Here is a 21,341-nt window from a genome sequence, read left to right as displayed (position 1 = left end):
AAGGGGAGAGGGGGCTGCCCTCCCCGGCGGCATGGCGCCTGTCCGGGGATGCAGCCCCCTCTCAAGGGCAGTTCACACTGCGCAGGTGATTCGCTTAGGCGTTGGCCGCGGCGATCATCTGGCGCAGGACGTACTGCAGGATACCGCCGTTGCGGAAGTAGTCAGCCTCGCCCGGGGTGTCGATGCGGACAATCGCGTCGAACTCGACGGTGGAGCCGTCTTCCTTGGTGGCGGAGACCTTGACGGTCTTCGGGGTCTCACCGTTGTTCAGAGCGGTGATGCCCTCGATGTCGAAGACCTCGGTGCCGTCCAGGCCCAGGGAGCCGTGGGACTCGCCGGCCGGGAACTGCAGCGGGATGACGCCCATACCGATGAGGTTCGAGCGGTGGATACGCTCGAAGGACTCGGTGATGACGGCCTTCACGCCGAGCAGGTTGGTGCCCTTGGCAGCCCAGTCGCGGGAAGATCCGGTGCCGTACTCCTTGCCACCCAGGACGACCAGCGGGGTGCCGGCAGCCTTGTAGTTCTCGGCGGCGTCGTAGATGAAGGCCTGCGGGCCACCCTCCTGGCTGAAGTCACGGGTGTAGCCACCGGTGACGTCGACCAGCTGGTTCTGCAGACGGATGTTGGCGAAGGTGCCGCGGACCATGACCTCGTGGTTGCCACGACGGGAACCCAGGGAGTTGTAGTCCTGACGCTCCACACCGTGGGCGTCCAGGTACTGGGCCGCCGGGGTGCCCGGCTTGATGGAGGAGGCCGGGGAGATGTGGTCGGTGGTCACCGAGTCGCCGAGCTTGGCAAGGACGCGGGCGCCCTTGATGTCGGTGACGTCGGATGCCTCGAGCGACATGCCGTCGAAGTACGGTGCCTTGCGGATGTAGGTCGAGTTCTCGTCCCACTCGAAGGTCTTGCCCGTCGGGATCTCCAGCTCCTGCCACTGCTTGTCGCCCTTGAAGACGTCAGCGTAGTCAGCCTCGTAGAGCTCGCGGGAGATGGCGCCCTCGATGGTGGACTCGATCTCCTCGGTGGAGGGCCAGATGTCCTTCAGGAAGACGTCGTTGCCGTTCTGATCCTGGCCCAGGGCCTCGTTCTCGAAGTCGAAATCCATGGTGCCGGCGATGGCGTAGGCGATGACCAGCGGCGGGGAGGCCAGGTAGTTCATCTTGACGTCGGGGGAGATGCGACCCTCGAAGTTACGGTTGCCGGAGAGGACTGCGGTGGCGGCCAGGTCGTGCTCGTTGATGGCGGAGGAGACCTCAGCCGGGAGCGGACCGGAGTTGCCGATGCAGGAGGTGCAACCGAAGCCGGAGAGGTAGAAGCCCATGGCCTCCAGGTCCTTCCAGAGGTCGGCGCGCTTGAAGTAGCCGTCGACGACCTGGGAACCCGGTGCACAGATGGTCTTGACCCACGGCTTGGACTTCAGACCCAGCTCGCTGGCCTTGCGGGCCAGCAGGCCGGCGGCGACCAGGACGGACGGGTTGGAGGTGTTGGTGCAGGAGGTGATGGACGCGATGGCGACCATACCGTGATCGAGCGTGTACTCGCCGCCCTGCGGGGACTCCACGACGACCGGCTTGGAGGCACGGCCCTCGGCGCCCTCGGCAGCGGACTCGCCGTTGCCTGCGAAGGACTGGTTGTAGTCGTCGCCCTCGACCTTGGTGGCGCGGACGGGCTCAACGGTCTCGTCGGGTGCGTAGGTCGGCAGGTCCTTGCGGAACTGCTCCTTGGCCTCGGTCAGCAGGATGCGGTCCTGCGGGCGCTTCGGGCCGGCGATGGACGGGACGACGGTGGACAGGTCCAGCTCGAGGTACTCGGAGTAGACTGCCTCCGGAGCATCCTCGAGCAGCCACATGCCCTGAGCCTTGGCGTAGGCCTCGACGCGGGCGACGTCTTCCTTGCTGCGGCCGGTGAGCTCGAGGTACTTGATGGTCTCCTCGTCGATCGGGAAGATCGCACAGGTGGAGCCGAACTCGGGGGACATGTTGCCGATGGTCGCGCGGTTCGCCAGCGGGACGGACTTGACGCCGTTGCCGTAGAACTCGACGAACTTCTGGACGACGCCGTGGTTACGCAGCATCTCGGTGATGGTCAGAACCACGTCGGTGGCGGTGACGCCGGCCGGGATCTGGCCGGTCAGCTTGAAGCCGACCACGCGCGGGATGAGCATGGAGACCGGCTGGCCCAGCATGGCGGCCTCAGCCTCGATGCCACCGACGCCCCAGCCCAGGATGCCCAGGCCGTTCTGCATGGTGGTGTGGGAGTCGGTGCCGATGCAGGTGTCCGGGTACGCGACGCCCTCGTTGTCGAAGACAACGCGGGAGAGGTACTCGATGTTGACCTGGTGGACGATGCCGGTTCCCGGGGGAACAACGCGGAAGTTGGAGAAGTTCTCGGCGCCCCAACGCAGGAACTGGTAACGCTCCTCGTTGCGCTGGTACTCGATGGCGACGTTCTTCTCGAGGGCGTCGGAGGTGCCGAAGGCCTCAACGATGACGGAGTGGTCGATGACCATCTCGGCCGGGTTCAGCGGGTTGACCTCGTCCGGGTTGCCGCCCAGGGTCTTCACGGCCTCACGCATGGTGGCGAGGTCGACGACGCAGGGGACACCGGTGAAGTCCTGCATGAGGACGCGTGCCGGGGTGAACTGGATCTCGATGGAGGGCTCCGCCTTCGGATCCCAGTTGGCGATTGCCTCGATGTGCTCGGTGGTGATGTTCGCGCCGTCCTCGGTGCGAAGCAGGTTCTCGCCGAGAACCTTCAGGGAGTACGGCAGCTTCTCCATGCCCGGCACGGCGTCGAGGGCGTAGTAGTCATAAGACTTTTCGCCGACCTCGAGAGTGCGCTTGGCGTTGAAGGAGTTCTTGCTTTCGGTCACAGGGAGCTCCATTTCCTCTTCATTGAACTGAGATGTTCGATACCCGCGGACGGTCTACCCCGGTCAAGGCAGTCGCACGCCGGCAGAACGCGATGGTCCGTACCCAATACTAGGGTTTAATACCAACGACTGTCGCAATTCTAACAGTACGGGCGTTTTGTTTTTGGTATTCGGTCCGGACCTGGCGGCGCGCCATCACCCCCGCCACACCCGTGGCCGATATAACCGACTGTGACAGGCAGTAGACGGCACCGTTGGAACTGCAGGATCCTGTAAGGAAGTGGCCCAAAAAGATGATTCCCGCCGACGTCGACCTGGACGATCTCGCCCATCAGCTCGACGAGGACTCCGTCGCCTTCGGCGCCTTTGTTCCGGCGGAGAAGGCCGCCGAGCTGGAGCCGGGGCTGGTCGACGCCGTCAGCCACGCCGAGGCGACCGACTTCGGGTCGTTGGGCGTGGTCATCCTCGAGCAGACGCCTGCCCACACTCCGGACATGCGCGACGTGGCCCAGGATCTGTTGATGATCACCGACCTGGACACCGTCATCGTCCGGGCGCCGCTGTCTGGCGCGGTGGTCAGCGGCACGCATTCCCGGGCGGACCTGGAGGCCGCCCAGTATCCGTTCCTGGGCAACCCCGATCTGGTCGGGGCGACCCGTCAGTTCGTCGACGACGTCAACGCGGCGGCCGTCAGCTGGCCTTCGGCCGTGGCTGTGATCGCCATCTCAGTGGTGGCGACCGCGACTTTCGCCGCAGTGGCAGCCCGACGTCGCTCCCGCGCACGGGACGGAAAGTCAAGTTTCCAGGCCTGACCCGACCTCCGCAATTCTTGTCCGTATTGTTATCCACTACCACGGGGAGATTTGCCCTACCTGAAGATTATTGTGATGAATATCACATGATCGTTGCAGGCTTGTGACAGTGCAGGTCAGTGACCTTTAGTAAGTCATGTGGTCAGACTTTAGTTATCTGAGCGTTGGTAAATATTGGGTCACGGGCTGCGGGCGTGTTCTATGGTGCCTTTATCGGCTCACGGGTCGATGGAAGCCCCAAACGAAATCAGGAGTCACAGCTTGACACCACGAAGGATGTGGGTCTGCTGTCACCGTCATCGCTCGGGCATGTGGGGAAGCACGCCAAGCGCGGAGAGTCACCTGGAGTTGTTACGGGGTCTGGATACCCGTGTGCCTGCACCGATGGACAATCGACCTGACATCTGCCTAGTCAAGACTGCCAGCTTGACGTTGCGGGGTCGTGAGGAGGACACGTGATTCCGACCAACTTCAGCCGTGCGCGCCTGCGTACGGTCATCGCCACCGCGCTCTGCGCGGCGAGCCTGACCGCTTTCTCACCCGCGGTCACCTCCGCGACACCGGACACTGCCGCGACGACAGCCACCGGCCTGGTCGGTGACGTCACCCGGACCGAGTCCGAGATTGACCGCCTGGCGCTCGAGATCGGGGGGCTGCACGAGGAGGTCAACAAGTCCCTGGTCGACCTCCACGATGCGCAGGCCACCGCAGAACAGGCACGCCAGGCCGTCCTCACCGCCCGTGCGGAGCTGGACGGGACCCAGGCGAAGATCGATCAGGCGCAGGTCAGACTCGACGAGATCTCCCGAGCCGCCTACCGCCGGACCGCGGCACCGCCGGCGGTGATCACCCTCGCCGGTGAGGACGCCTCCAACGACTCGCTTGACCGTCAGACCTACCTCCGCACCAACTCCGACAAGCAGCGCGCTGCGCTCGAGGAACTCGATCAGCTGCGCACGGAGCAGGCGAACCGGGAGTCCCAGCTACGCCTGGCCCGTGACCTCGCGGAGCAACGCGAAGCCCGGGCAGCGATCCGGGAGACCGACGTTCGCGGAGCCATCGAGAGAAACAACGCGCAGATCACCGTTCTCGCCGCCGAGCGTGACCGTCTGGCGGCCGAACGCGACGCAGCCCGGGAGCAGCTGAACGCCGCTCGCAACGAGATCGCCGCCGGCAACGCCGCGCAGCAGGACGCGGAGGAGTACCGCGCCGCTGAAGCCGCCCGGAAGGATGCCGAGGACCTGGCCGCAGCAGACGCGGAGGCGGCTGCCGGGGCACGAAGAATCGCCGAGGAAGAGACCGCCGCAGCAGACGCAGCACGAGTCGAGGCTGCGGACACCGCAGAAGCGGCGGTCCAGGCGGCCCTCGAGGTCGAGCAGCAGCAGGAAGAGGAGGCTGCCGCAGAGAAGGCAGCGGTGGCGGCAGCAGAAGCCGCGGAGGTCGCAGAAGCGGCGGTGCAGGCGGCCCTCGAGGTCGAGCAGCAGCAGGAGGAAAAGGCTGCCGCAGAGAAGGCCGCGGTGGCGGCAGCTGAGGCCGAGGAGCAGGCGGCCCTCGAGGTCGAGCAGCGGCGGGAGGACCGCGAGCGTCGAGAAGCGGAGGCCCAGGCAGCGGCCGAGACTGCCCGTCAGGCTGAGGATGAGGCCCGCGCCCGCGCAGAGGCGCAGGAACTGGCTGAGCGGGAGGCCGCAGAGCTCACCCGCCAGGAGACTGAGGCGCAGGCGTTCCGGGACGCGGCCACCGCCGCAGCCGTGGCTGCTGCCGCGGCGGTCGTCGCGCAGTCGCAGCCCGAGCACACGTCGCTGGACAATCCCTACCCGTCCGTCACGGACGAGGAGACGGCCCCGGCAGACATCGCCGCGGTCCAGAGCCCGGCCACCCTGGCAGAGGACGTGGCGGATGCCTCGGCTTCCGCGGAGGTGATCACGGTACCGGTGATCGACACCATCGAAGACGTCACCGAGCAGGCCGCAGGTGAGGTCGCCGCGATCGGTGACCGCTCCGCCCAGATCGAGGCCGTCATCGCACGCGCCGAAACCCAGCTCGGTCTGCCCTATGCGTGGGGCGGCGGCAACGCGAGCGGCCCGACGCGTGGCATCCGCGACGGTGGGGTGGCTGACTCCTACGGTGACTTCAACAAGATCGGTTTCGACTGCTCCGGACTGACGCTCTACGCATTCGCCGGCGCCGGTATCGCGCTGCCGCACTACACCGGCTACCAGTACAACCACGGCACGAAGGTCGACCCCGGCCAGATGGAGCGCGGAGACCTCATCTTCTACGGTCCCGGCGGCAGCCATCATGTGGCGATCTACCTCGGGGACGGCATGATGCTGGAGGCCCCGAACTCCGGCTCCGTGGTCAAGAAGTCTCCGGTCCGCTGGTCGGGCATGTCCCCGCACGCGGTCCGTCTGGTCTAGTTCCCGGCAGATGGCGGCGCTTGTCCGCTTTCAGCGGGCTCGTCAACCTGAAGGTTGATAGTCTGAACGTCATGACTGATGGACCTAATTTCGACGCCCTCCTCGTACTCTCCTTCGGTGGTCCCGAAGGCAACGAGGAGGTCGTTCCGTTTCTGGAGAACGTCACCCGTGGCCGCGGCATCCCCCGCGAGCGCCTGGAGAAGGTCGGCGAGCATTACTTCCACTTCGGCGGGGTGAGCCCGATCAACCGGCTCAACCGGGAGATCATCGCCAACCTGGAGAAGGAGCTGGCCACCCGGGGTCGGGACCTGCCGGTCTACTTCGGCAACCGCAACTGGCACCCCTTCGGTGAGGACGTGGCCGAGCAGATGGTGGCGGACGGGGTGCGCCGCGCACTGGTCTTCGCCACGTCCGCATGGGGTGGCTACTCCGCCTGTCTGCAGTACCACGAGGACATCCGCCGCATCATCGCGCACCTGGCGGACAAGGGTCTGGCGCCCATCGAGTTCACCAAGCTGCGCCAGTTCTACGATCACCCCACCTTCGTCCGACTCATGGCGGAGGCCGTGCAGGAGGCCTACGCGAAGATCCCCGCCGATCAGCTGGCCACCACCCGACTGCTGTTCACTGCCCATTCCGTGCCCACCGCGGCTGACGAGGCCGCCGGCGGTCCGACAGACCCGCACCTCTACTCCCGCCAGGTCGCGGAGGCCTCCCGTCTGGTCGCGGAGGCTGCGGGAGTGCCGACCTACGACGTCGTGTGGCAGTCACGCTCCGGCAATCCGCGCACCCCGTGGCTGGAACCCGACATCGTGGACCACACCACCGATCTCGCGGCTGAGGGAATCACGGCCGTGGTGGTGTGCCCGGTGGGCTTCATCTCCGATCACATGGAGGTGATCTGGGATCTGGACACCGAGCTTGTCGACGCCGCCCGTGACCTCAATGTTCTCGTCGAGCGCACCCGCACCGCAGGCCCCGAGCAGGAGTTCGCGGGGATGGTCGTCGACATCATCGACGAGCTGGTCGACAACTCCGGGCGTGCAGGTCTGGGCAACGTCACCGTCCAGGGCTGCACCGTCAACGGTGCGGCCTGCCGCCCGGGCTGCTGTCAGGTCAGCCGCCCGAACTCGCCCACCGCGTAGGCGACCCCGGCCATCCGGGCGGCACGGACGTGCCGCCACAGGGCCAGCAGCTGCGGGTCGATGCGGTGGTCGTTCATCCGCTCGGTCACCGTCTCCACGATCGCCGCAACCCGGTCCGCCCGCGCGAACAGTTTCGCCGCCCGGACAGGCACCGCGGCGGGCAACCCCGGGGTGTCGTAGAAGTCCGCCAGGGTGCCCACCGTCAGGCGGGGCGAGCTGAGCACGTCCGTGCGGTAGCCGGAGGCCTGCACCAGACGGGCGGCCTCGTTGGTGGCCTGCGTGAGCAGCTGATCCGCCTCCCCGGGACTCAGCCACGCCGGCGCCGGCAGCGGCTGCTCCTCCACGAACCACCGCCAGTCACCCCCGCGATCCGGGACGAGGACGTGGGAGGTGAGGGGGTCGGCGTCGCGAAGCACGAGGGCGCCCAGCCCGCTTTCCGACGTCGCCTCCGCCGCCTCGCTGCCCGCCCGCAGGGCAGGTGCCTCGCCCGGCCCTGACAGCACCAACCGGAGCACCGGCTCCTCACCGGACAGGGCGGTGCCCGACACCTGGCGGATATCGCGGAGCACCCCGACGAGCCCCTCGCCACCCAGGTCGGTGAGTGCATCGACGAGATTGTCCGTGGCCTCCAGACCATGGAGCCACGCGCCGAGCCAGACGGCGGTGTTCTGCAGCGGGGACCAGACTTCGGCGCGGATGTTCATGGCGGGGGAGTGTAGCCGATACACTTGCCGGCCATGAGCTTCCGTGATCCCTATCGCGGCGACATCTTCGCCGGACACGCCCGTTCCCGCCCCCGCGAGTACCCGAAGGTCGAGGCCACACCCGGTCTGGTGGTGGAGGTCCGGGGGGAGGACTATGTCGGGGCCGTGGTCAGCTGGGAGCGGACCTACGACGGTGAGTTCGTCCGCCTCGAGGACCGTCGCGGAGTGAAGCGTCTGTTCCAGCTGGTGGCCGGCGGCTTCCTGCTGGAGGGGCAACCGGTGACGCTCATCCGGCACGTCCCGCAGAAGGCACAGGCCCCGCGCAAGTCGAACTCCGGCTCGCGGCGGGTGGAGAACGTCGAGGCGAAGGTCGCTGCACCCTCACGCATCTGGGTCGAGGGCGTCCATGACGCCGCGATCGTGGAGAAGGTGTGGGGACACGACCTGCGGGTGGAGGGGGTGGTCGTCGAGTACCTTGAGGGCCTGGACAATCTGGAGGCCCGCCTGGCCGAGTTCGGGCCGGGTCCCGGCCGTCGGGTGGGCGTGCTCGCGGATCACCTCGTCGAGGGCTCGAAGGAGACCCGCATGACCAGGTCCGTCGGTGAGCACGTGCTGGTCACCGGACACCCCTACATCGACATCTGGGCGGCCGTGAAGCCCACGGCCGTGGGGATCCATGCGTGGCCGGAGGTGCCCTACGGCGAGGACTGGAAGACGGGGGTGTGCCAACGGCTCGGCTGGTCCGATCCCCGGGAGGGCTGGAATCGGGTCTACTCCTCCGTCTCCAGTTACCGGGACCTGGACTCCACCCTCATCGGCGCCGTCGAAAGGCTCGTCGACTTCGTCACCACCCCGGAACTGAACAAGTCCGACCTCATGTAGTCCCCGTTGGTACGTTGGGGGACGTGGGAGCAATCATCTGGTTTATCGCAGCACTCGTCCTCGCCGGCCTCGAGCTGGCGGTGGGCGAGATGACTCTGCTCATGCTCGCCGGCGGTGCACTCGCGGCGGCGGGGGTGTCCCTGGCGGGAGCCCCGTTGTGGGCCTCCGTCGTGGCCTTCGCCATCGCATCCTTCGGCCTGCTCGTCTTCCTGCGGCCCTTCCTGCGCCGCCGACTCCAGGCACCGAAGGCTCTGGACACCTCCGTCCGGGCGCTCGTCGGTTCCACCGCAGAAGTGATCTCCCCGGTCCACGGCACCGCCGGCCAGGTGCGTCTTGACGGCTCCATCTGGTCGGCCCGTTCCCTGGACGCCAGCACGACGTTCGCCGAGGGTGAGCGTGTCACCGTCATCGACATCGACGGTGCGACCGCCGTCGTATGGAAGGAGCCCTAGCCCATGGAAACCATCGGACTGATCCTCTTGGTGGTGGCGCTCGTCTTTGTGGCGTTCGTCGTCATCAAATCCATCGCCCTGATCCCGCAGGGTGAGGCGGCCGTCATCGAGCGTCTGGGCAGCTACACCCGGACCGTCTCCGGTGCGCTGACCCTGCTCGTGCCGTTCATCGACCGGGTCCGCGCCCGTGTGGACACCCGTGAGCGTGTCGTGTCCTTCCCTCCGCAGGCCGTGATCACGCAGGACAACCTGACCGTCGCCATCGATATTGTCGTCACTTACCAGATCAACGATCCCGCCAAGGCGATCTACGGCGTGGACAACTACATCGTCGGTGTCGAGCAGATCTCCGTGGCCACGCTCCGCGACGTCGTCGGTGGCATGACCCTGGAGGAGACCCTCACCTCGCGGGACACCATCAACCGCCGCCTGCGAGGGGAGCTCGATGCCGCCACCTCGAAGTGGGGCCTGCGCATCAGCCGCGTGGAGCTCAAGGCCATCGACCCGCCGGCGTCCATCCAGCAGTCCATGGAGATGCAGATGAAGGCGGACCGGGAGAAGCGCGCCACGATCCTCACCGCCGAGGGCCGCCGCGAATCCGACATCAAGACCGCCGAGGGCGAGAAGCAGGCACGGATCCTGTCCGCCGAGGGTGAGAAGCACGCCGCCATCCTCGCGGCCGAGGGTGAGCGTCAGGGGATGATCCTCAGGGCTGAAGGTGAACGGGCGGCACGCTACCTCCAGGCACAGGGTGAGGCACGTGCCATCCAGAAGATCAACGCCGCGATCAAGGCCTCCAAACTGACGCCTGAGGTGCTGGCCTACCAGTACCTGGAGAAGCTGCCGAAGCTCGCCGAGGGCAAGGCCTCCACCATGTGGATGATCCCCTCCCAGTTCGGCGACTCCCTGGAACAGTTCGCCAAGGCCTTCGCCAAGAAGGATGACGAGGGCACTTTCCGCTACGAGTCCGCCCACGTCGACCAGGAGACCCGCGAGATGGCCAGTGAGGAAGACACCGAGGACTGGTTCTCCACCGCCACCAACCCGGAGATCGCCGCAGCGGTCGCGGCCGCCACCGCCGTGGCCAACAAGCCCGTCGATCCGGAACCGCACGAGATCAAGGCCGCCCCCACCTTCGAGATCGGGCAGCGGGAGCCGGAGATCGGTTAGTCGTACCGGCCCGCCTCCGCGCGGGTCAGCAGATTGACCGCCAGCCGCCAACCGGCGGTCTCCGCCTGCCACCCGGCCGCCTGGAGACGCTGGGACATCGCCTGCTTGGAGATGTCCAGCTCTTCGGCGGCCTCGTTCTGATTCAGACCCGAGCGCACCAGGGAGGTGGCCTCCCGGCCCTCCAGCGTGCGTTTACTCAGCACGTGGCCCATCAGCGCGAAAACGGCGGCGATGTCATCGGCCAGCGTGGACTTCCCCTTCGGCAGGCTCGCCACCTTCACCGTCCCCGCGCGAACCCCACCCCGCAGTGAGCTTGTCGCGGTACCCCGGGTGAGCTCCTCATCCGTGGTACCTGGCACGACACCCACACCGACTGCCCAGCTGCCGTCAGAAAGCAGAGCCATAACCGTGTCGCACAAGGCCTCGGGGGAGTCGACCACCGCGCAGATGTCCTCGACGCCGAGCACCCGGAACTCGCCGACGCCGTCCAGGGTGGACAGTGCCTCAGCCGAACGCGTGACCAACAGGGCACGACGCGGCTCTCTACCCCGGTAACGGGCATGGACGGCTAGCACCTGACAGTCTCCTTCACACGACGATGTTGCCTCCAGTCTACGTCACAGACTTGACCGGCAAGCGTTGGTCCAGCGCGAGTCCGACAAGACCTGCCAGGGCCAGCAGCACGGTGAAACCCAGCACGAGGGGGTCGAGGTCGCCCACCAGGGCGTCGCCGAGCGCGACGGTGACCACCGTGCCCGGGGCGGAACCCACGAACGTGGCAAGCGTGAACATCCCCAATGGCACGCTCGTCAGCGCCGCAGCGTAGTTGAGCACGGAGAACGGCACTCCCGCGATCATCCGCAGGCTGGTCACCGCCAGCCAGCCACGCTCCTCCAGCCGCGTATTGACACCCGCGACCGCCGGATGCGCCAGCCGCGGCGCCATCCAGTCACCGAGAAGCCCCCGCACCACCACCAGGCTCAGCGCAGCTGACACCGTGGTCGCGGTCAACGCGATGAGTACGCCCTGCCAGGGGCCGAAGAGCACGCCGCTTGCCACAGTGAGGATGGTCCGGGGGACGGGAAACTGCGTGATCGCCACGTAGCCGAGCCAGAACAGGAGGATGAAAGGATCTCCGGCGGCCTCCGCCCACGTCCGCAGTGTGTCGATCGAGGGGACCTCCGTGAAGACGGTCACCGCCAGGAAGCCGGCGAGTGCCGCCGTGACCGCCAGTCGACGCAGCCACGACCACCCCGCGACGGTGTTCACACCGTCGCGGGTAAGTCCCACCAGAAACTGCCCGACACTCTTCACGAGGGGACAGTCTACGCCGCGGGGCAGGCCCAACTTCGTGGCCTGTGCAGCGGCGCTTCATTAGACTCGGTTGCTGAAGCACCCCAACGACCCAGGAGACATCATGGCAGATCTGCGCACCGACCACGGCCCCCATCCCTACGTCCTAGACATCGAGGATGTGACCAAGGAGAACGAGGCATTCCGCGACACCCTGTGGACCGGCAGGTTCCTCCAGATGACGGTCATGGCGATTCCCGCGGGCGGCGAGATCGGCGCTGAAGTCCACGGCGACCACGACCAGTTCCTGCGCCTTGAGGCCGGCAAGGGCCGCATCATGATCGGCGACAGCGAAGACAACCTGGACATCGATCAGGTCGTGGAGGACGATTTCGCGATCTTCGTGCCGGCGGGGAAGTGGCACAACTTCGTCAACGAGGGCGAGGAGACCGTGAAGCTCTACTCCATCTATGCGGCACCTGATCACGTCCCGGGCACCCACCACGAGACCAAGGCGGACGCGGACAACGATCCGAACGAGTAGGTCCGGCGCCGGACACTGGTTCGGCCGGCACCGGCGTGGGCGCCGTAGCAGGCGCCGACGCCGGTGCTGCACCGCAAATAAAAAATCTCGCGACACCGTAGGAACGATGTCGCGAGACTTCACAATGTGCCCGGAGGGGGACTTGAACCCCCACGTCCGTTAGTAGGACACTAGCACCTCAAGCTAGCGCGTCTGCCATTCCGCCACCCGGGCTGGGTGTTTATTCATTCTTCTGCGCCCCACCTGCTCGGCTTGGCACTTGCACTACTGTAGCCCTACTCCTGCAAAACGCACAAATCGGCAGGTCAGGGCTAGTTACAAGGGTGTAATGAGGACTGTTTCCGGGGACGGAAATCCGTACCCGAGGACATGGCCGAGCGTCCTCGGGTACAACGGAGGCATGAGCCACTACGCAGATGATTCCCGTTTCCCCGGCCCGGATCCTTATGCACCGCTGAAGGATCTCCCGAGCTTTCCGTTGACCTCGACCGACCTGCAGAACTGCGAAGAGCTTTCCGAGGGGCAGTGCGCCCCGGCGAATGTGTCGCCTCAGCTGGCGTGGTCGGATCTTCCGGAAGGAACCAGGTCCCTGGCGGTGACCTGTCTCGACCCGGACGCCCCCACGGGGTCCGGCTACTGGCACTGGGCGGCGTTCAACATCCCGGTGTCCGTGACCGAGCTGCCCACAGGTGCAGGCGCCCGGGAGGATCTGGGCATTGAGGGTGTGGTCTCCCTGGTCAATGACGCCGGAACGAGGAACTACTATGGCGCGAATCCGCCGGCGGGCCACACCCCGCACCGGTACCTGTTCGCGGTGCATGCGGTGGACGTCGAGAAGCTGGACATCGACCCTGATTCCTCGGCGACGGTGCTCGGTTTCAACCTGTACTTCCATTCCCTCGGCCGCGCCATCCTGTGGGGCTGGTACGAGAACAAGTAGTCTCTGAAGGTTATGAGCCAAAAGAACTCCCGCAGTGAGCGGTCTTTCCAGGTGCCGTTGGCCCTGCGGGTGGGCGGCGCCTTCATGGCGCTGGCCGTTGCCCTGCTGGTCTTCACGGCGGTCGCGTTGATCACGGACGGGTGGATGACGCCGTACGTGGTGACGCCACGTTTCCTGATCATCCTCGTCGCCGTGATCATCCTCGGTGCTTTCGCCACGGTCCGCCGGGATCAGGCGGCGAGCAGGGCGCAGGTCATCGCGCTGATAGCTGCGGTGGTGCTGGTGATGTTCACCCGGCTCATCCCGAACGAGGGTATCTACGTGATGGAGCAGTACTGGCTGGCCATGTACGCGGTGGCGGCTTTCGTGGCGGGCCTGGTCATCCGCCGTTCGCTGATCCCCAAGGGCTGAGTTTCCCGCATTACTGCCGAAGGGCGGGCCGCAGCATCAGTATGCTGCGGCCCGCCCTTCGGGGTTTCTAGACTCGTGCCGGTTTATCCAGCCACTCCAGCTCGGAGCCGATGGCCTCGGAGATGTTACCCAGTCCGTGGCGGTGGATCTGGCTGGCGATGCCCCGGTGGATGTCCCGGATCCAGTCCGGGCCACCGTAGATGAAACCGGTGTAGCCCTGGAGGAGGGTGGCGCCGGCGGTGATGCGCTCCCAGGCCTGCTGCGGGGTGGAGATGCCGCCGACGGAGATGAGCACCAGCTGGTCGCCGACCCTGGCGTGGAGGCGCCTGAGCACCTCGAGGGCGCGTTCGGCGACAGGCGGACCCGAGATGCCGCCTGCGCCCATGGCCTCCACCTCGGCGGCCGGGGTGGTCAGACCTTGGCGGGAGATGGTGGTGTTCGTGGCGACGATGCCCGCCAGACCCAGCTCGAGGGCGAGGTCGGCGACGGCGTCCACGTCCTCGTCGGACAGATCCGGGGCGATCTTCACCAGGACGGGGGCGGAGGTGGACTCCTGGACGGCCGCGAGGATGGGGCGCAGGGACTCGACGGCCTGCAGGTCGCGCAGACCCGGGGTGTTGGGGGAGGAGACGTTGACCACCAGGAAGTCGGCGAGGTCACCGAGGAGGGAGGCGGAGCGCCTGTAGTCGTCGACGGCCTCCGCGGGCGGGACGACCTTGGTCTTGCCGATGTTGATGCCGACGACGTCGTCGGACCTGCGGCGGCGCAGGTTCTCGGCGACTGCGGCGGCGCCCTCGTTATTGAAGCCCATCCGGTTGAGGATCGCCTGATCCGCCCGCAGGCGGAACAGTCGGGGAGTGGGGTTGCCGTCCTGCGGGGAGGCGGTGACGGTACCGAGTTCGGAATAGCCGAAGCCGAGGGCCGTCCAGGTGTCGGCCGTGGTGGCGTTCTTGTCGAAGCCGGCCGCCAGGCCCAGCGGGCGCGGGACAGTGCGCCCGAAGACCTCCTGGGCGAGCACCGGGTCGTTGACCTGGATGACCTTGCCCATCACCCTGTTGAGCGGGCCGGCGGACTGGAGGATGCCCAGAGCGTCGCTGATGATTCCGTGGATGCGCTCCGGCGGAAGGGTGAACATGGCTTTGAGGGCGAGCTGATAGGCGGAGTGACGCAGTGACAAGGCTGGGATCCTTACTGGGAGGTGAGTTCGGGGTTGTCGATGACCTGCAGGCCGCCCCCGGTGGCCGACGCGAGGACGAGGGTGCCGTCCTCGAGGATGACGATGTTCTGGGCGTCCGCGACGGTGTCCAGCAAGGACTTCCGCTCGGGCACGCCGGTGGACACGTCGAAGCCGGCAAGGGTGTTGGTGCCGGTGGAGGCGATCCAGGCGAGATCCCGCTCGGCGTCCCACACGACGCCCCACGGGCTCTCGTCGACGGGGGTGGTCTGGTGGAGGCGGATGACGTCGGTGGCGGTGTAGATCGCCAGCTGATCGCCGATGTTGTCGGAGACCACCACCAGGCTGTTCTCTCCGGCGGCGATCCGTCCGACGCCGAGGCCGACGCGCAGGGTGCCACCCTGTTCCCCCTCGCGCCAGTGGACGTCCTGGATGGTCGTGTTGGCGTGGTTGGTGCGCACGATCGTGTCGACGTCGCCCTCCCGGGGAACGGCGATGAGCTGGCTGGTGTTTCCCGCGACGGTGATCGTGTGGACCGGCTCTTCGGCGCCCTCCTCGAAGACGAGGACCTTGTCGGACTCGGCGTTGCCCACCACCAGTTCGCCCGTTGAGGTCAGTGCCGCAGCGACAGCCGGCGCGGCGTCGGTGCCGGCGATGTCGCGCTTGTCGACGTCGCCCGTCGCGGCGTCGACAAGCAGCACCTCCTCGCGGCACGCGAGGACGAAGGTGTCCGCGGATGCGGTGAGGTCGCCACAGTTCTCGGGGATGGTCACCTCGGTGACGTCGCCGGCGTCGAACTGACTGAGGGTGCCCAGCGCGAGGGTTCCCCCGGCGCGCAGCCCCAGGATGTCGCCGGCGATCTCGAGGTCGGTGACCTCGGAGTACCCGGCCACAAGCTCGATGACCCTGCCGGTCGGGTCCGTCGCCGGGGGAGAGACGTCGGCGACGGCGTTACCCATGTCGGGCACGTCCTGGCCGGGCCCGGCATTACAGGCTGCTGCGAGAAGGGTTGAGGCGGTCACTGCCGCCAGTACTGTCAAACGTCCGGCTTTCACATTGCATGAGCCTATCAGCGCGACACGTCGTCCAATGCCTTGACGATCGCCCTGGGCAGCACGGTGTCCGTGACCTGCAGCAGCTGCTTGAGCTGGCTGTGACTTCCCGCACCGACCACGGCGGACGACACGCCGGCGCGATCCCGTGCCCAGGCCAGTGCGACCACCGCGGGGGGAAGACCCAGGCCGTCGGCGGCGGTGGTCAACGCATCGACGATGGTGTGGGCCTTGCCGCCCAGGCGGGCGTGGACCTCGGCGCGCACGCCGTGGGGGAGGGTGCTGCGGTACCGGCCGGTGAGCACTCCCTGTGCCAACGGCGCGGCGGCGATGACCCCCACCCCCAGGTGGCGGGCGGCGGGAATCAGCTCCTCCTCGATCTCGCGGGTGAGCAGGGAGTACTCGTGCTGGGTGGCCACGATCCGGGGGGCGGAGTGTCCCGCGGCGGTGACCGCCAGCTGCCAGCCCGCGTAGTCGCGCACACCGGCGTAGCGGGTCCGGCCGGTCCGGATGGCCCAGTCGATGGTGTCGGCGACCTCGGCCGGCGGGGTCTTCTCGTCCCAGTAGCCGACTGACCACAGGTCGAGATGATCGGTGCCCAGTGTCTGCAGGGTCGCGTCCAGCTGGTGCATGAGTGCGCGGCGGGAGCAGTCCACCCGCCTGCCCACCGGCGAGCGCGGAGCGATCCCGGCAGAGGAGGACAGGACGAGACGCTCGCGGGGTACGTCGGCGGCCGTGAGGACCTCCGCCAGTATCTGCTGCGCCCGGCCCTGCGCGTAGCTGGGGGAGGAATCGACGAGGGTGCCCCCGGCGTCGAGAAATTCCTGCAGGATGACCTGCGCTTCCTTCACCGGTGTGGACTCGCCCCAGGTGGCTGTCCCCAGACCGATGTCGGAGACGCGGAGTCCGCTGAGGCCCACCAATCGCTGCTTCACCCCCACCACAGTAGTAGTACGGTGGTCCGGGTGAATGACGTGACCATCCTCTCCGCGGCCACCGACGTGGCAGCCACCTCCTCCGAGCAGATGTCCTGGATGCAGGTCATCGTGCTCTCCATCGTGCAGGGCCTGACCGAATTCCTGCCGGTCAGCTCCTCCGGCCACCTGCGGATCGTCTCGGAACTGTTCTGGGGCCAGGACGCCGGCGCCTCCTTCACCGCAGTGGTCCAGCTGGGCACCGAGTTCGCGGTGCTGGTGTTCTTCGCCAGGGACATCTGGCAGATCCTCACCGGCTGGTTCCGGGGTCTGTTCAACAAGGAACAGCGCGGGTTCCACTACCGGATGGGCTGGATGGTCATCGTCGGCACCATCCCGGTGGCTGTCCTCGGCTACTTCGGCCGCGACCTGATCCGCGAGGGACTGCGTAACCTGTGGATCACCGCCACTGTCCTGGTGCTGTTCTCGCTGGTGTTCATCCTGGCGGAGAAGTTCGGCCGCAAGGATCGCACGCTTGATGACCTGACCATGAAGGACGCCATCGTCATGGGCCTCGCCCAGTGCCTGGCGCTGATCCCGGGAGTGTCCCGCTCGGGCGGCACGGTGTCCGCCGGCCTCTTCCTCAACCTCGACCGTGAGGTGGCCACCCGGTTCAGCTTCCTGCTGGCGATCCCGGCTGTCCTGGCCTCCGGCCTCTTCTCCCTGCCGGACGCCTTCGCGCCGCAGGCCGGCCAGTCCGCCACCGGGCTGCAGCTGCTGGCCGGCACCGGCATCACTTTCGTCCTCGGCTACGTCTCGATCGCCTGGCTGCTCAAGTTCGTCGCCCACCACTCCTTCTCCTGGTTCGCCGCCTACCGCATCCCGGCCGGCCTGTTCGTCATGGCGCTCCTGGCCTTCGGCGTCCTGCAGCCGATCTAGCCCTCCCGGATGGGTGGGTGAATGGTCGTCCGTTAGAGTGTGGGCATGCGTTCATGGCCACAACCTGAGGTGCCGCGGGTCAGCGGCACTCCCGTCCCCCTTTCGCTCTTCGACACCGCGGACGGGATCAGCCGCCCCGTGGAGGCGGAGGGCACCGCCGGAATGTACGTCTGCGGGATCACCCCGTACGACTCCACCCACCTCGGCCATGCGGCGACGTACCTGACCTTCGACCTGGTCCACCGTCTCCTGCTCGACCAGGGTCTGAAGGTCCATTACGTGCAGAACATCACCGACGTGGACGACCCCCTGTTCGAGCGCGCCGAGCGCGACGGTGTGGACTGGCGCGACCTGGGCGACGATCAGATCGAGCTGTTCCGTTCCGACATGGAGCAGCTGCGGATCATCCCGCCGCGCGACTACATCGGCGCGATCGAGTCGGTGGACGAGGTCGTGGCACTGGTGGAGAAGCTTCTCGACGCCGGTGCCGCCTACGTCGTCGACGATCCCGAGTACCCGGACGTCTACGCCTCCGTCGAGGCCACCGGGAACTTCGGCTATGAGTCGAACTATGACCGCGCCACCATGGAGAAGTTCTTCGCCGAGCGTGGCGGCGATCCGGAACGCCCGGGCAAGCATGACCCGCTCGACGCGCTGGTGTGGCGGGCCCACCGGGAGGGCGAGCCCGCCTGGGAGTCACCCTTCGGCCCCGGCCGCCCGGGCTGGCACATCGAGTGTTCCGCCATCGCCACCAACCGCCTGGGCGGATCCTTCGACATCCAGGGGGGCGGCAGCGACCTGATCTTCCCGCACCACGAGTTCTCCGCGGCCCACGCCGAGGCCGGTCTCGGCGTCGACCGCATGGCCGGCCATTACGTGCACGCAGGCATGATCGGGCTCGACGGGGTGAAGATGAGCAAGTCCCTGGGCAACCTCGTCTTCGTCCACCGGCTGACCGAGGCCGGCCACGAGCCTTCGGCCATCCGTCTCGGGGTCTTCGCTTCCCACTACCGCTCCGACCGCGACTGGTCCGACCAGATCCTGGCGGAGGCGGAGGCGCGTCTGGCGACCTGGCGTCGCGCAGTGAACAATGCGGGATCGCTGGCTGCGGCACAGTCGCTGGTGCAGGAGTTCCGCGGGCACCTGGCCGCAGACCTGGACACCCCCGGGGCACTGGCCGCCGTGGACGCCTGGGCCGCCGCCGACCGTGGCGCGACCGAGGAAAACGCGGCCGATCTGGTGTGCGATGCCCTCGACGCGCTGTTAGGCGTGCAGGTCCGGTAGATTTCGGGGACAATGACCAACATGACCATCCGCGCCGAATTCCAGCCGACCGTCGACGAATTCATCTCCAACCTCCATTCCTTCGCCACCGGCGACTACCTCAAGCCCGAGGAGAAGGAGTTCTGGGATGAGCCCTTCGACCCGAAGGTGCTCCCGGAGCTGCAGACCATCCTGGAGAAGCTCCTCGACGCCCTCGATGCCCTCCCCGATGACCCGACCGCGGAGACGCTGGTCACGGTCGTCCAGGCCGCCGTGGACCATCTCTCCGACTTCAACACGAAGAATGATGGTGCGGTGCTGGAGCCGGAGGAGATGGCCGAGCTCAACGAACTGATCCATGACGCCTCCGCCGCCACCGGCGCGGACGATGAGGCACTCGCCGAGCTGCCGGAGATCGATTAACACTTCACCCACCCCCCGCCCCGCCGCCATCTTCTGGGACATGGACGGCACCCTCGTCGACACCGAACCCCTGTGGGAGCGGTTCACCTATGAGCTCAGCGAGCGCATGGGTCGCCGCCTGACACCCCGACTACGGGAGACCACCATCGGCGGCAGTTTCGGCCACACCGTACAGGTGTGCGCCGACCATGCCGGTGTCACCGTCACCCGGGACGATCACCCGATCTACCGGGCTTTCATGTATGAGCGGATGGCTGAGCTGATGAACGCGGAGCTCACCCCGAATCCGGGGGTGACCCGGCTGCTCGGTGACCTCAGCTCCCGTGATCTGCCCATGCTGGTGACCACCAACACCGAACGGGTGCTGGCGGACCTGTCGATCGCGGCCGTCGGCAAGCGGTTTTTCACGGGTTCGGTCGCCGGCGACGAGGTGCCCCGCCCCAAGCCCGCCCCGGACATGTACCTCCGGGCGGCGGAGAAGGTGGGCGCGCACCCGTCGGATTGTCTGGTGTTCGAGGATTCCCACACCGGCATGACCGCCGCCGTGACGGCGGGTTGCCGGGTGATCGGCCTGCCCTGGTATCCCGACACGGTGGTGCCCGACGGCGTCGTCACGCTGGAATCGCTGCACAACCGGAACGATTTCGAGGGCGTCGACGCCGCCACGGTCTTCGACTGGTTCCACCAACTGAAGCGCTGAGGGAGGGGACATGGAATAATGTCCCGTCGTGAAGAACTTTGACTCCTTGTTTGCCGAACTCACCGACCGCGCCACGTCCCGCCCTGAGGGTTCCGGGACCGTGGAAGCCCTGGATAAGGGCGTGCATCATATCGGTAAGAAGATCATCGAGGAGGCCGGCGAGGTCTGGATCGCGGCCGAGTACCAGTCCGATGAGGAGCTGGCGGAAGAGATGAGCCAGCTCATCTACTGGACCCAGGTCATGATGATTGCCCGCGGGCTGACCCCCGACGACATCTACAAGAACCTCTAGGAGATCATCATGATCAAGATCGCCGTCCCCAACAAGGGGTCACTGTCCGAAGCTGCCGTGGAGATCCTCCGGGAGGCCGGCTACAAGGGCCGACGCGACTCCAAGGCGCTCAACGTCTTCGACAAGGTCAACGACGTCGAGTTCTTCTTTCTCCGCCCGAAGGACATCGCCATCTACGTGGCCAGCGGCAAGCTCGACCTCGGCATCACCGGTCGCGATCTGGCCCGCGACTCGCGTGCCGACGTCTCCGAGGTCCTCACGCTCGGCTTCGGTGGTTCCACGTTCCGCTACGCGGCACCGGCCGACGAGATCTGGACCGTCGAGGACCTGGCGGGCAAGCGCATCGCCACCTCCTACCCGAACCTCGTGCGCGATGACCTCGCCGCCCGCGGTCTGGAGGCGGAGGTGATCCGTCTCGACGGTGCGGTGGAGATCTCCATCAAGCTCGGCGTCGCCGACGCCATCGCCGACGTCGTGTCGACGGGAAACACACTGCGTCAGCAGGGCCTGGCCCCGTTCGGTGAGCCGCTGGTCTCCTCCGAGGCCATCATCGTCGGCCGCAAGGGCGTGGAGCCGACCGCCGAGCAGAGGGTCGTGCTGCGTCGCATCGAGGGCATCCTCCACGCACAGAACTACCTCATGCTCGACTACAACGTCTCCCGCGAAAAGCTGGCCGAGGCCTCCGAGATCACCCCGGGGCTCTCCGGGCCGACGGTGTCCCCGCTGGCTCGCGACGACATGGTCGCTGTGCGTGCCCTGGTGCCCATCAAGCGCGCCAACGCCGTCATGGACGAGCTCTCCGAGCTGGGCGCTGAAGCCATCCTCGCCTCCGAGCTGCGCATCGCGCGTATCTGACCACCCGGACCCGGGGCATGAGGTGCGGCGTCCCGGGTTAGCATGGGGGGATGAATCGATCCGGATTCACTACCCGAGCTTGAT

At 66.9% G+C, this 21,341-nt stretch carries 22 protein-coding genes and 1 tRNA gene; 15 read left to right on the top strand and 8 right to left on the bottom strand.

Annotated features, from left to right (window positions below; genetic code table 11):
* Positions 1–94 precede the first annotated feature (94 nt).
* On the bottom strand, positions 95–2,875 hold the full coding sequence (gene acnA / locus CETAM_RS06825) for an aconitate hydratase AcnA (protein WP_231587382.1): 2,781 nt from the start codon (positions 2,873–2,875) through the stop codon (positions 95–97).
* Between the two features lie 293 nt (positions 2,876–3,168).
* Here acnA and CETAM_RS06820 point away from each other — a divergent pair, with 293 nt between their 5' ends.
* The 3 genes from CETAM_RS06820 (at position 3,169) to CETAM_RS06810 (ending at position 7,249) form a co-directional block, all read left to right on the top strand.
* Positions 3,169–3,687 carry an Rv1476 family membrane protein gene (locus tag CETAM_RS06820; RefSeq protein ID WP_156228166.1) on the top strand — a complete coding sequence of 173 codons (519 nt, stop codon included), beginning with the start codon at positions 3,169–3,171 and terminating at the stop codon, positions 3,685–3,687.
* Positions 3,688–4,142: 455 nt separating this feature from the next.
* Positions 4,143–6,104: a DIP1281 family NlpC/P60 protein gene (locus tag CETAM_RS06815; RefSeq protein ID WP_231587379.1), complete on the top strand. Its 1,962-nt coding sequence runs from the start codon at positions 4,143–4,145 to the stop codon at positions 6,102–6,104.
* Between the two features lie 71 nt (positions 6,105–6,175).
* Positions 6,176–7,249 carry a ferrochelatase gene (locus tag CETAM_RS06810; protein ID WP_156228165.1) on the top strand — a complete coding sequence of 358 codons (1,074 nt, stop codon included), beginning with the start codon at positions 6,176–6,178 and terminating at the stop codon, positions 7,247–7,249.
* On the opposite strand, the gene CETAM_RS06805 is transcribed toward CETAM_RS06810, so the two are convergent.
* A complete protein-coding gene (locus CETAM_RS06805; RefSeq protein WP_156228164.1) occupies positions 7,216–7,953 on the bottom strand; it encodes a hypothetical protein in 738 nt (245 codons plus the stop codon). The two genes, CETAM_RS06810 and CETAM_RS06805, sit on opposite strands and share 34 nt — an antisense overlap.
* A 33-nt stretch (positions 7,954–7,986) precedes the next feature.
* Here CETAM_RS06805 and CETAM_RS06800 point away from each other — a divergent pair, with 33 nt between their 5' ends.
* Genes CETAM_RS06800 through CETAM_RS06790 form a run of 3 tightly spaced genes read left to right on the top strand, consistent with a single transcriptional unit; the run spans position 7,987 to position 10,457 of the window.
* Positions 7,987–8,835: a DUF3097 domain-containing protein gene (locus CETAM_RS06800; protein ID WP_156228163.1), complete on the top strand. Its 849-nt coding sequence runs from the start codon at positions 7,987–7,989 to the stop codon at positions 8,833–8,835.
* 23 nt (positions 8,836–8,858) lie between these two features.
* A complete protein-coding gene (locus CETAM_RS06795) occupies positions 8,859–9,287 on the top strand; it encodes an NfeD family protein (protein ID WP_156228162.1) in 429 nt (142 codons plus the stop codon).
* Between the two features lie 3 nt (positions 9,288–9,290).
* Positions 9,291–10,457: an SPFH domain-containing protein gene (locus tag CETAM_RS06790; protein WP_156228161.1), complete on the top strand. Its 1,167-nt coding sequence runs from the start codon at positions 9,291–9,293 to the stop codon at positions 10,455–10,457.
* On the opposite strand, the gene CETAM_RS06785 is transcribed toward CETAM_RS06790, so the two are convergent.
* Together CETAM_RS06785 and CETAM_RS06780 are read right to left on the bottom strand one after the other, a co-directional pair.
* Positions 10,454–11,032 carry a MarR family transcriptional regulator gene (locus CETAM_RS06785; RefSeq protein WP_156228160.1) on the bottom strand — a complete coding sequence of 193 codons (579 nt, stop codon included), beginning with the start codon at positions 11,030–11,032 and terminating at the stop codon, positions 10,454–10,456. The two genes, CETAM_RS06790 and CETAM_RS06785, sit on opposite strands and share 4 nt — an antisense overlap.
* Positions 11,033–11,069: 37 nt before the next feature.
* Entirely contained in the window at positions 11,070–11,771 is a 702-nt protein-coding gene (locus CETAM_RS06780) for a TVP38/TMEM64 family protein (RefSeq protein WP_156228159.1), read from the bottom strand.
* 103 nt (positions 11,772–11,874) lie between these two features.
* Between CETAM_RS06780 and CETAM_RS06775 the strand changes: the two genes are divergently transcribed.
* On the top strand, positions 11,875–12,294 hold the full coding sequence (locus CETAM_RS06775; RefSeq protein WP_156228158.1) for a cupin domain-containing protein: 420 nt from the start codon (positions 11,875–11,877) through the stop codon (positions 12,292–12,294).
* Positions 12,295–12,421: 127 nt separating this feature from the next.
* On the opposite strand, the gene CETAM_RS06770 is transcribed toward CETAM_RS06775, so the two are convergent.
* Positions 12,422–12,507, bottom strand: a tRNA-Leu gene (locus CETAM_RS06770).
* 187 nt (positions 12,508–12,694) lie between these two features.
* Here CETAM_RS06770 and CETAM_RS06765 point away from each other — a divergent pair.
* On the top strand, positions 12,695–13,234 hold the full coding sequence (locus tag CETAM_RS06765) for a YbhB/YbcL family Raf kinase inhibitor-like protein (protein ID WP_156228157.1): 540 nt from the start codon (positions 12,695–12,697) through the stop codon (positions 13,232–13,234).
* A gap of 12 nt (positions 13,235–13,246) precedes the next feature.
* Positions 13,247–13,645, top strand: a complete 399-nt coding sequence (locus CETAM_RS06760) for a hypothetical protein (RefSeq protein WP_156228156.1) — start codon at positions 13,247–13,249, stop codon at positions 13,643–13,645.
* A gap of 67 nt (positions 13,646–13,712) precedes the next feature.
* Here CETAM_RS06760 and CETAM_RS06755 read toward each other — a convergent pair whose 3' ends face one another.
* Genes CETAM_RS06755 through CETAM_RS06745 form a run of 3 tightly spaced genes read right to left on the bottom strand, consistent with a single transcriptional unit; the run spans position 13,713 to position 16,806 of the window.
* A complete protein-coding gene (locus CETAM_RS06755) occupies positions 13,713–14,831 on the bottom strand; it encodes a quinone-dependent dihydroorotate dehydrogenase (protein WP_407923968.1) in 1,119 nt (372 codons plus the stop codon).
* A gap of 2 nt (positions 14,832–14,833) precedes the next feature.
* Complete coding sequence (locus tag CETAM_RS06750) at positions 14,834–15,841, bottom strand: hypothetical protein (RefSeq protein WP_231587613.1); 1,008 nt, start codon at positions 15,839–15,841, stop codon at positions 14,834–14,836.
* Positions 15,842–15,888: 47 nt separating this feature from the next.
* The gene (locus CETAM_RS06745) at positions 15,889–16,806 is read right to left on the bottom strand and encodes an aldo/keto reductase (protein ID WP_231587612.1); all 918 of its coding nucleotides are present in this window, start codon (positions 16,804–16,806) and stop codon (positions 15,889–15,891) included.
* Positions 16,807–16,896: 90 nt separating this feature from the next.
* On the opposite strand from CETAM_RS06745, the gene CETAM_RS06740 reads away from it, so the two are divergent.
* Genes CETAM_RS06740 through hisG form a run of 6 tightly spaced genes read left to right on the top strand, consistent with a single transcriptional unit; the run spans position 16,897 to position 21,257 of the window.
* On the top strand, positions 16,897–17,724 hold the full coding sequence (locus tag CETAM_RS06740) for an undecaprenyl-diphosphate phosphatase (RefSeq protein ID WP_156229412.1): 828 nt from the start codon (positions 16,897–16,899) through the stop codon (positions 17,722–17,724).
* 45 nt (positions 17,725–17,769) lie between these two features.
* Positions 17,770–19,008, top strand: coding sequence for a cysteine--1-D-myo-inosityl 2-amino-2-deoxy-alpha-D-glucopyranoside ligase (mshC, locus tag CETAM_RS06735; protein WP_156228154.1), 1,239 nt, complete (start codon positions 17,770–17,772; stop codon positions 19,006–19,008).
* A gap of 21 nt (positions 19,009–19,029) precedes the next feature.
* Complete coding sequence (locus CETAM_RS06730) at positions 19,030–19,410, top strand: hypothetical protein (RefSeq protein ID WP_156229411.1); 381 nt, start codon at positions 19,030–19,032, stop codon at positions 19,408–19,410.
* Positions 19,376–20,110, top strand: coding sequence for an HAD family hydrolase (locus CETAM_RS06725; protein ID WP_330221210.1), 735 nt, complete (start codon positions 19,376–19,378; stop codon positions 20,108–20,110). Before CETAM_RS06730 ends, CETAM_RS06725 begins: the two co-directional genes overlap by 35 nt.
* A 28-nt stretch (positions 20,111–20,138) precedes the next feature.
* Positions 20,139–20,402, top strand: a complete 264-nt coding sequence (locus CETAM_RS06720) for a phosphoribosyl-ATP diphosphatase (protein ID WP_156228152.1) — start codon at positions 20,139–20,141, stop codon at positions 20,400–20,402.
* 9 nt (positions 20,403–20,411) lie between these two features.
* On the top strand, positions 20,412–21,257 hold the full coding sequence (gene hisG, locus CETAM_RS06715) for an ATP phosphoribosyltransferase (protein ID WP_156228151.1): 846 nt from the start codon (positions 20,412–20,414) through the stop codon (positions 21,255–21,257).
* The last annotated feature ends 84 nt before the right edge of the window (positions 21,258–21,341 follow it).

The sequence above is a fragment of the Corynebacterium comes genome, from assembly GCF_009734405.1.
GTDB classification, from domain to species: Bacteria; Actinomycetota; Actinomycetes; order Mycobacteriales; family Mycobacteriaceae; genus Corynebacterium; species Corynebacterium comes.
Note: the sequence above shows the minus strand (reverse complement) of the source record. Positions and strands in the feature narration are given on the sequence as shown.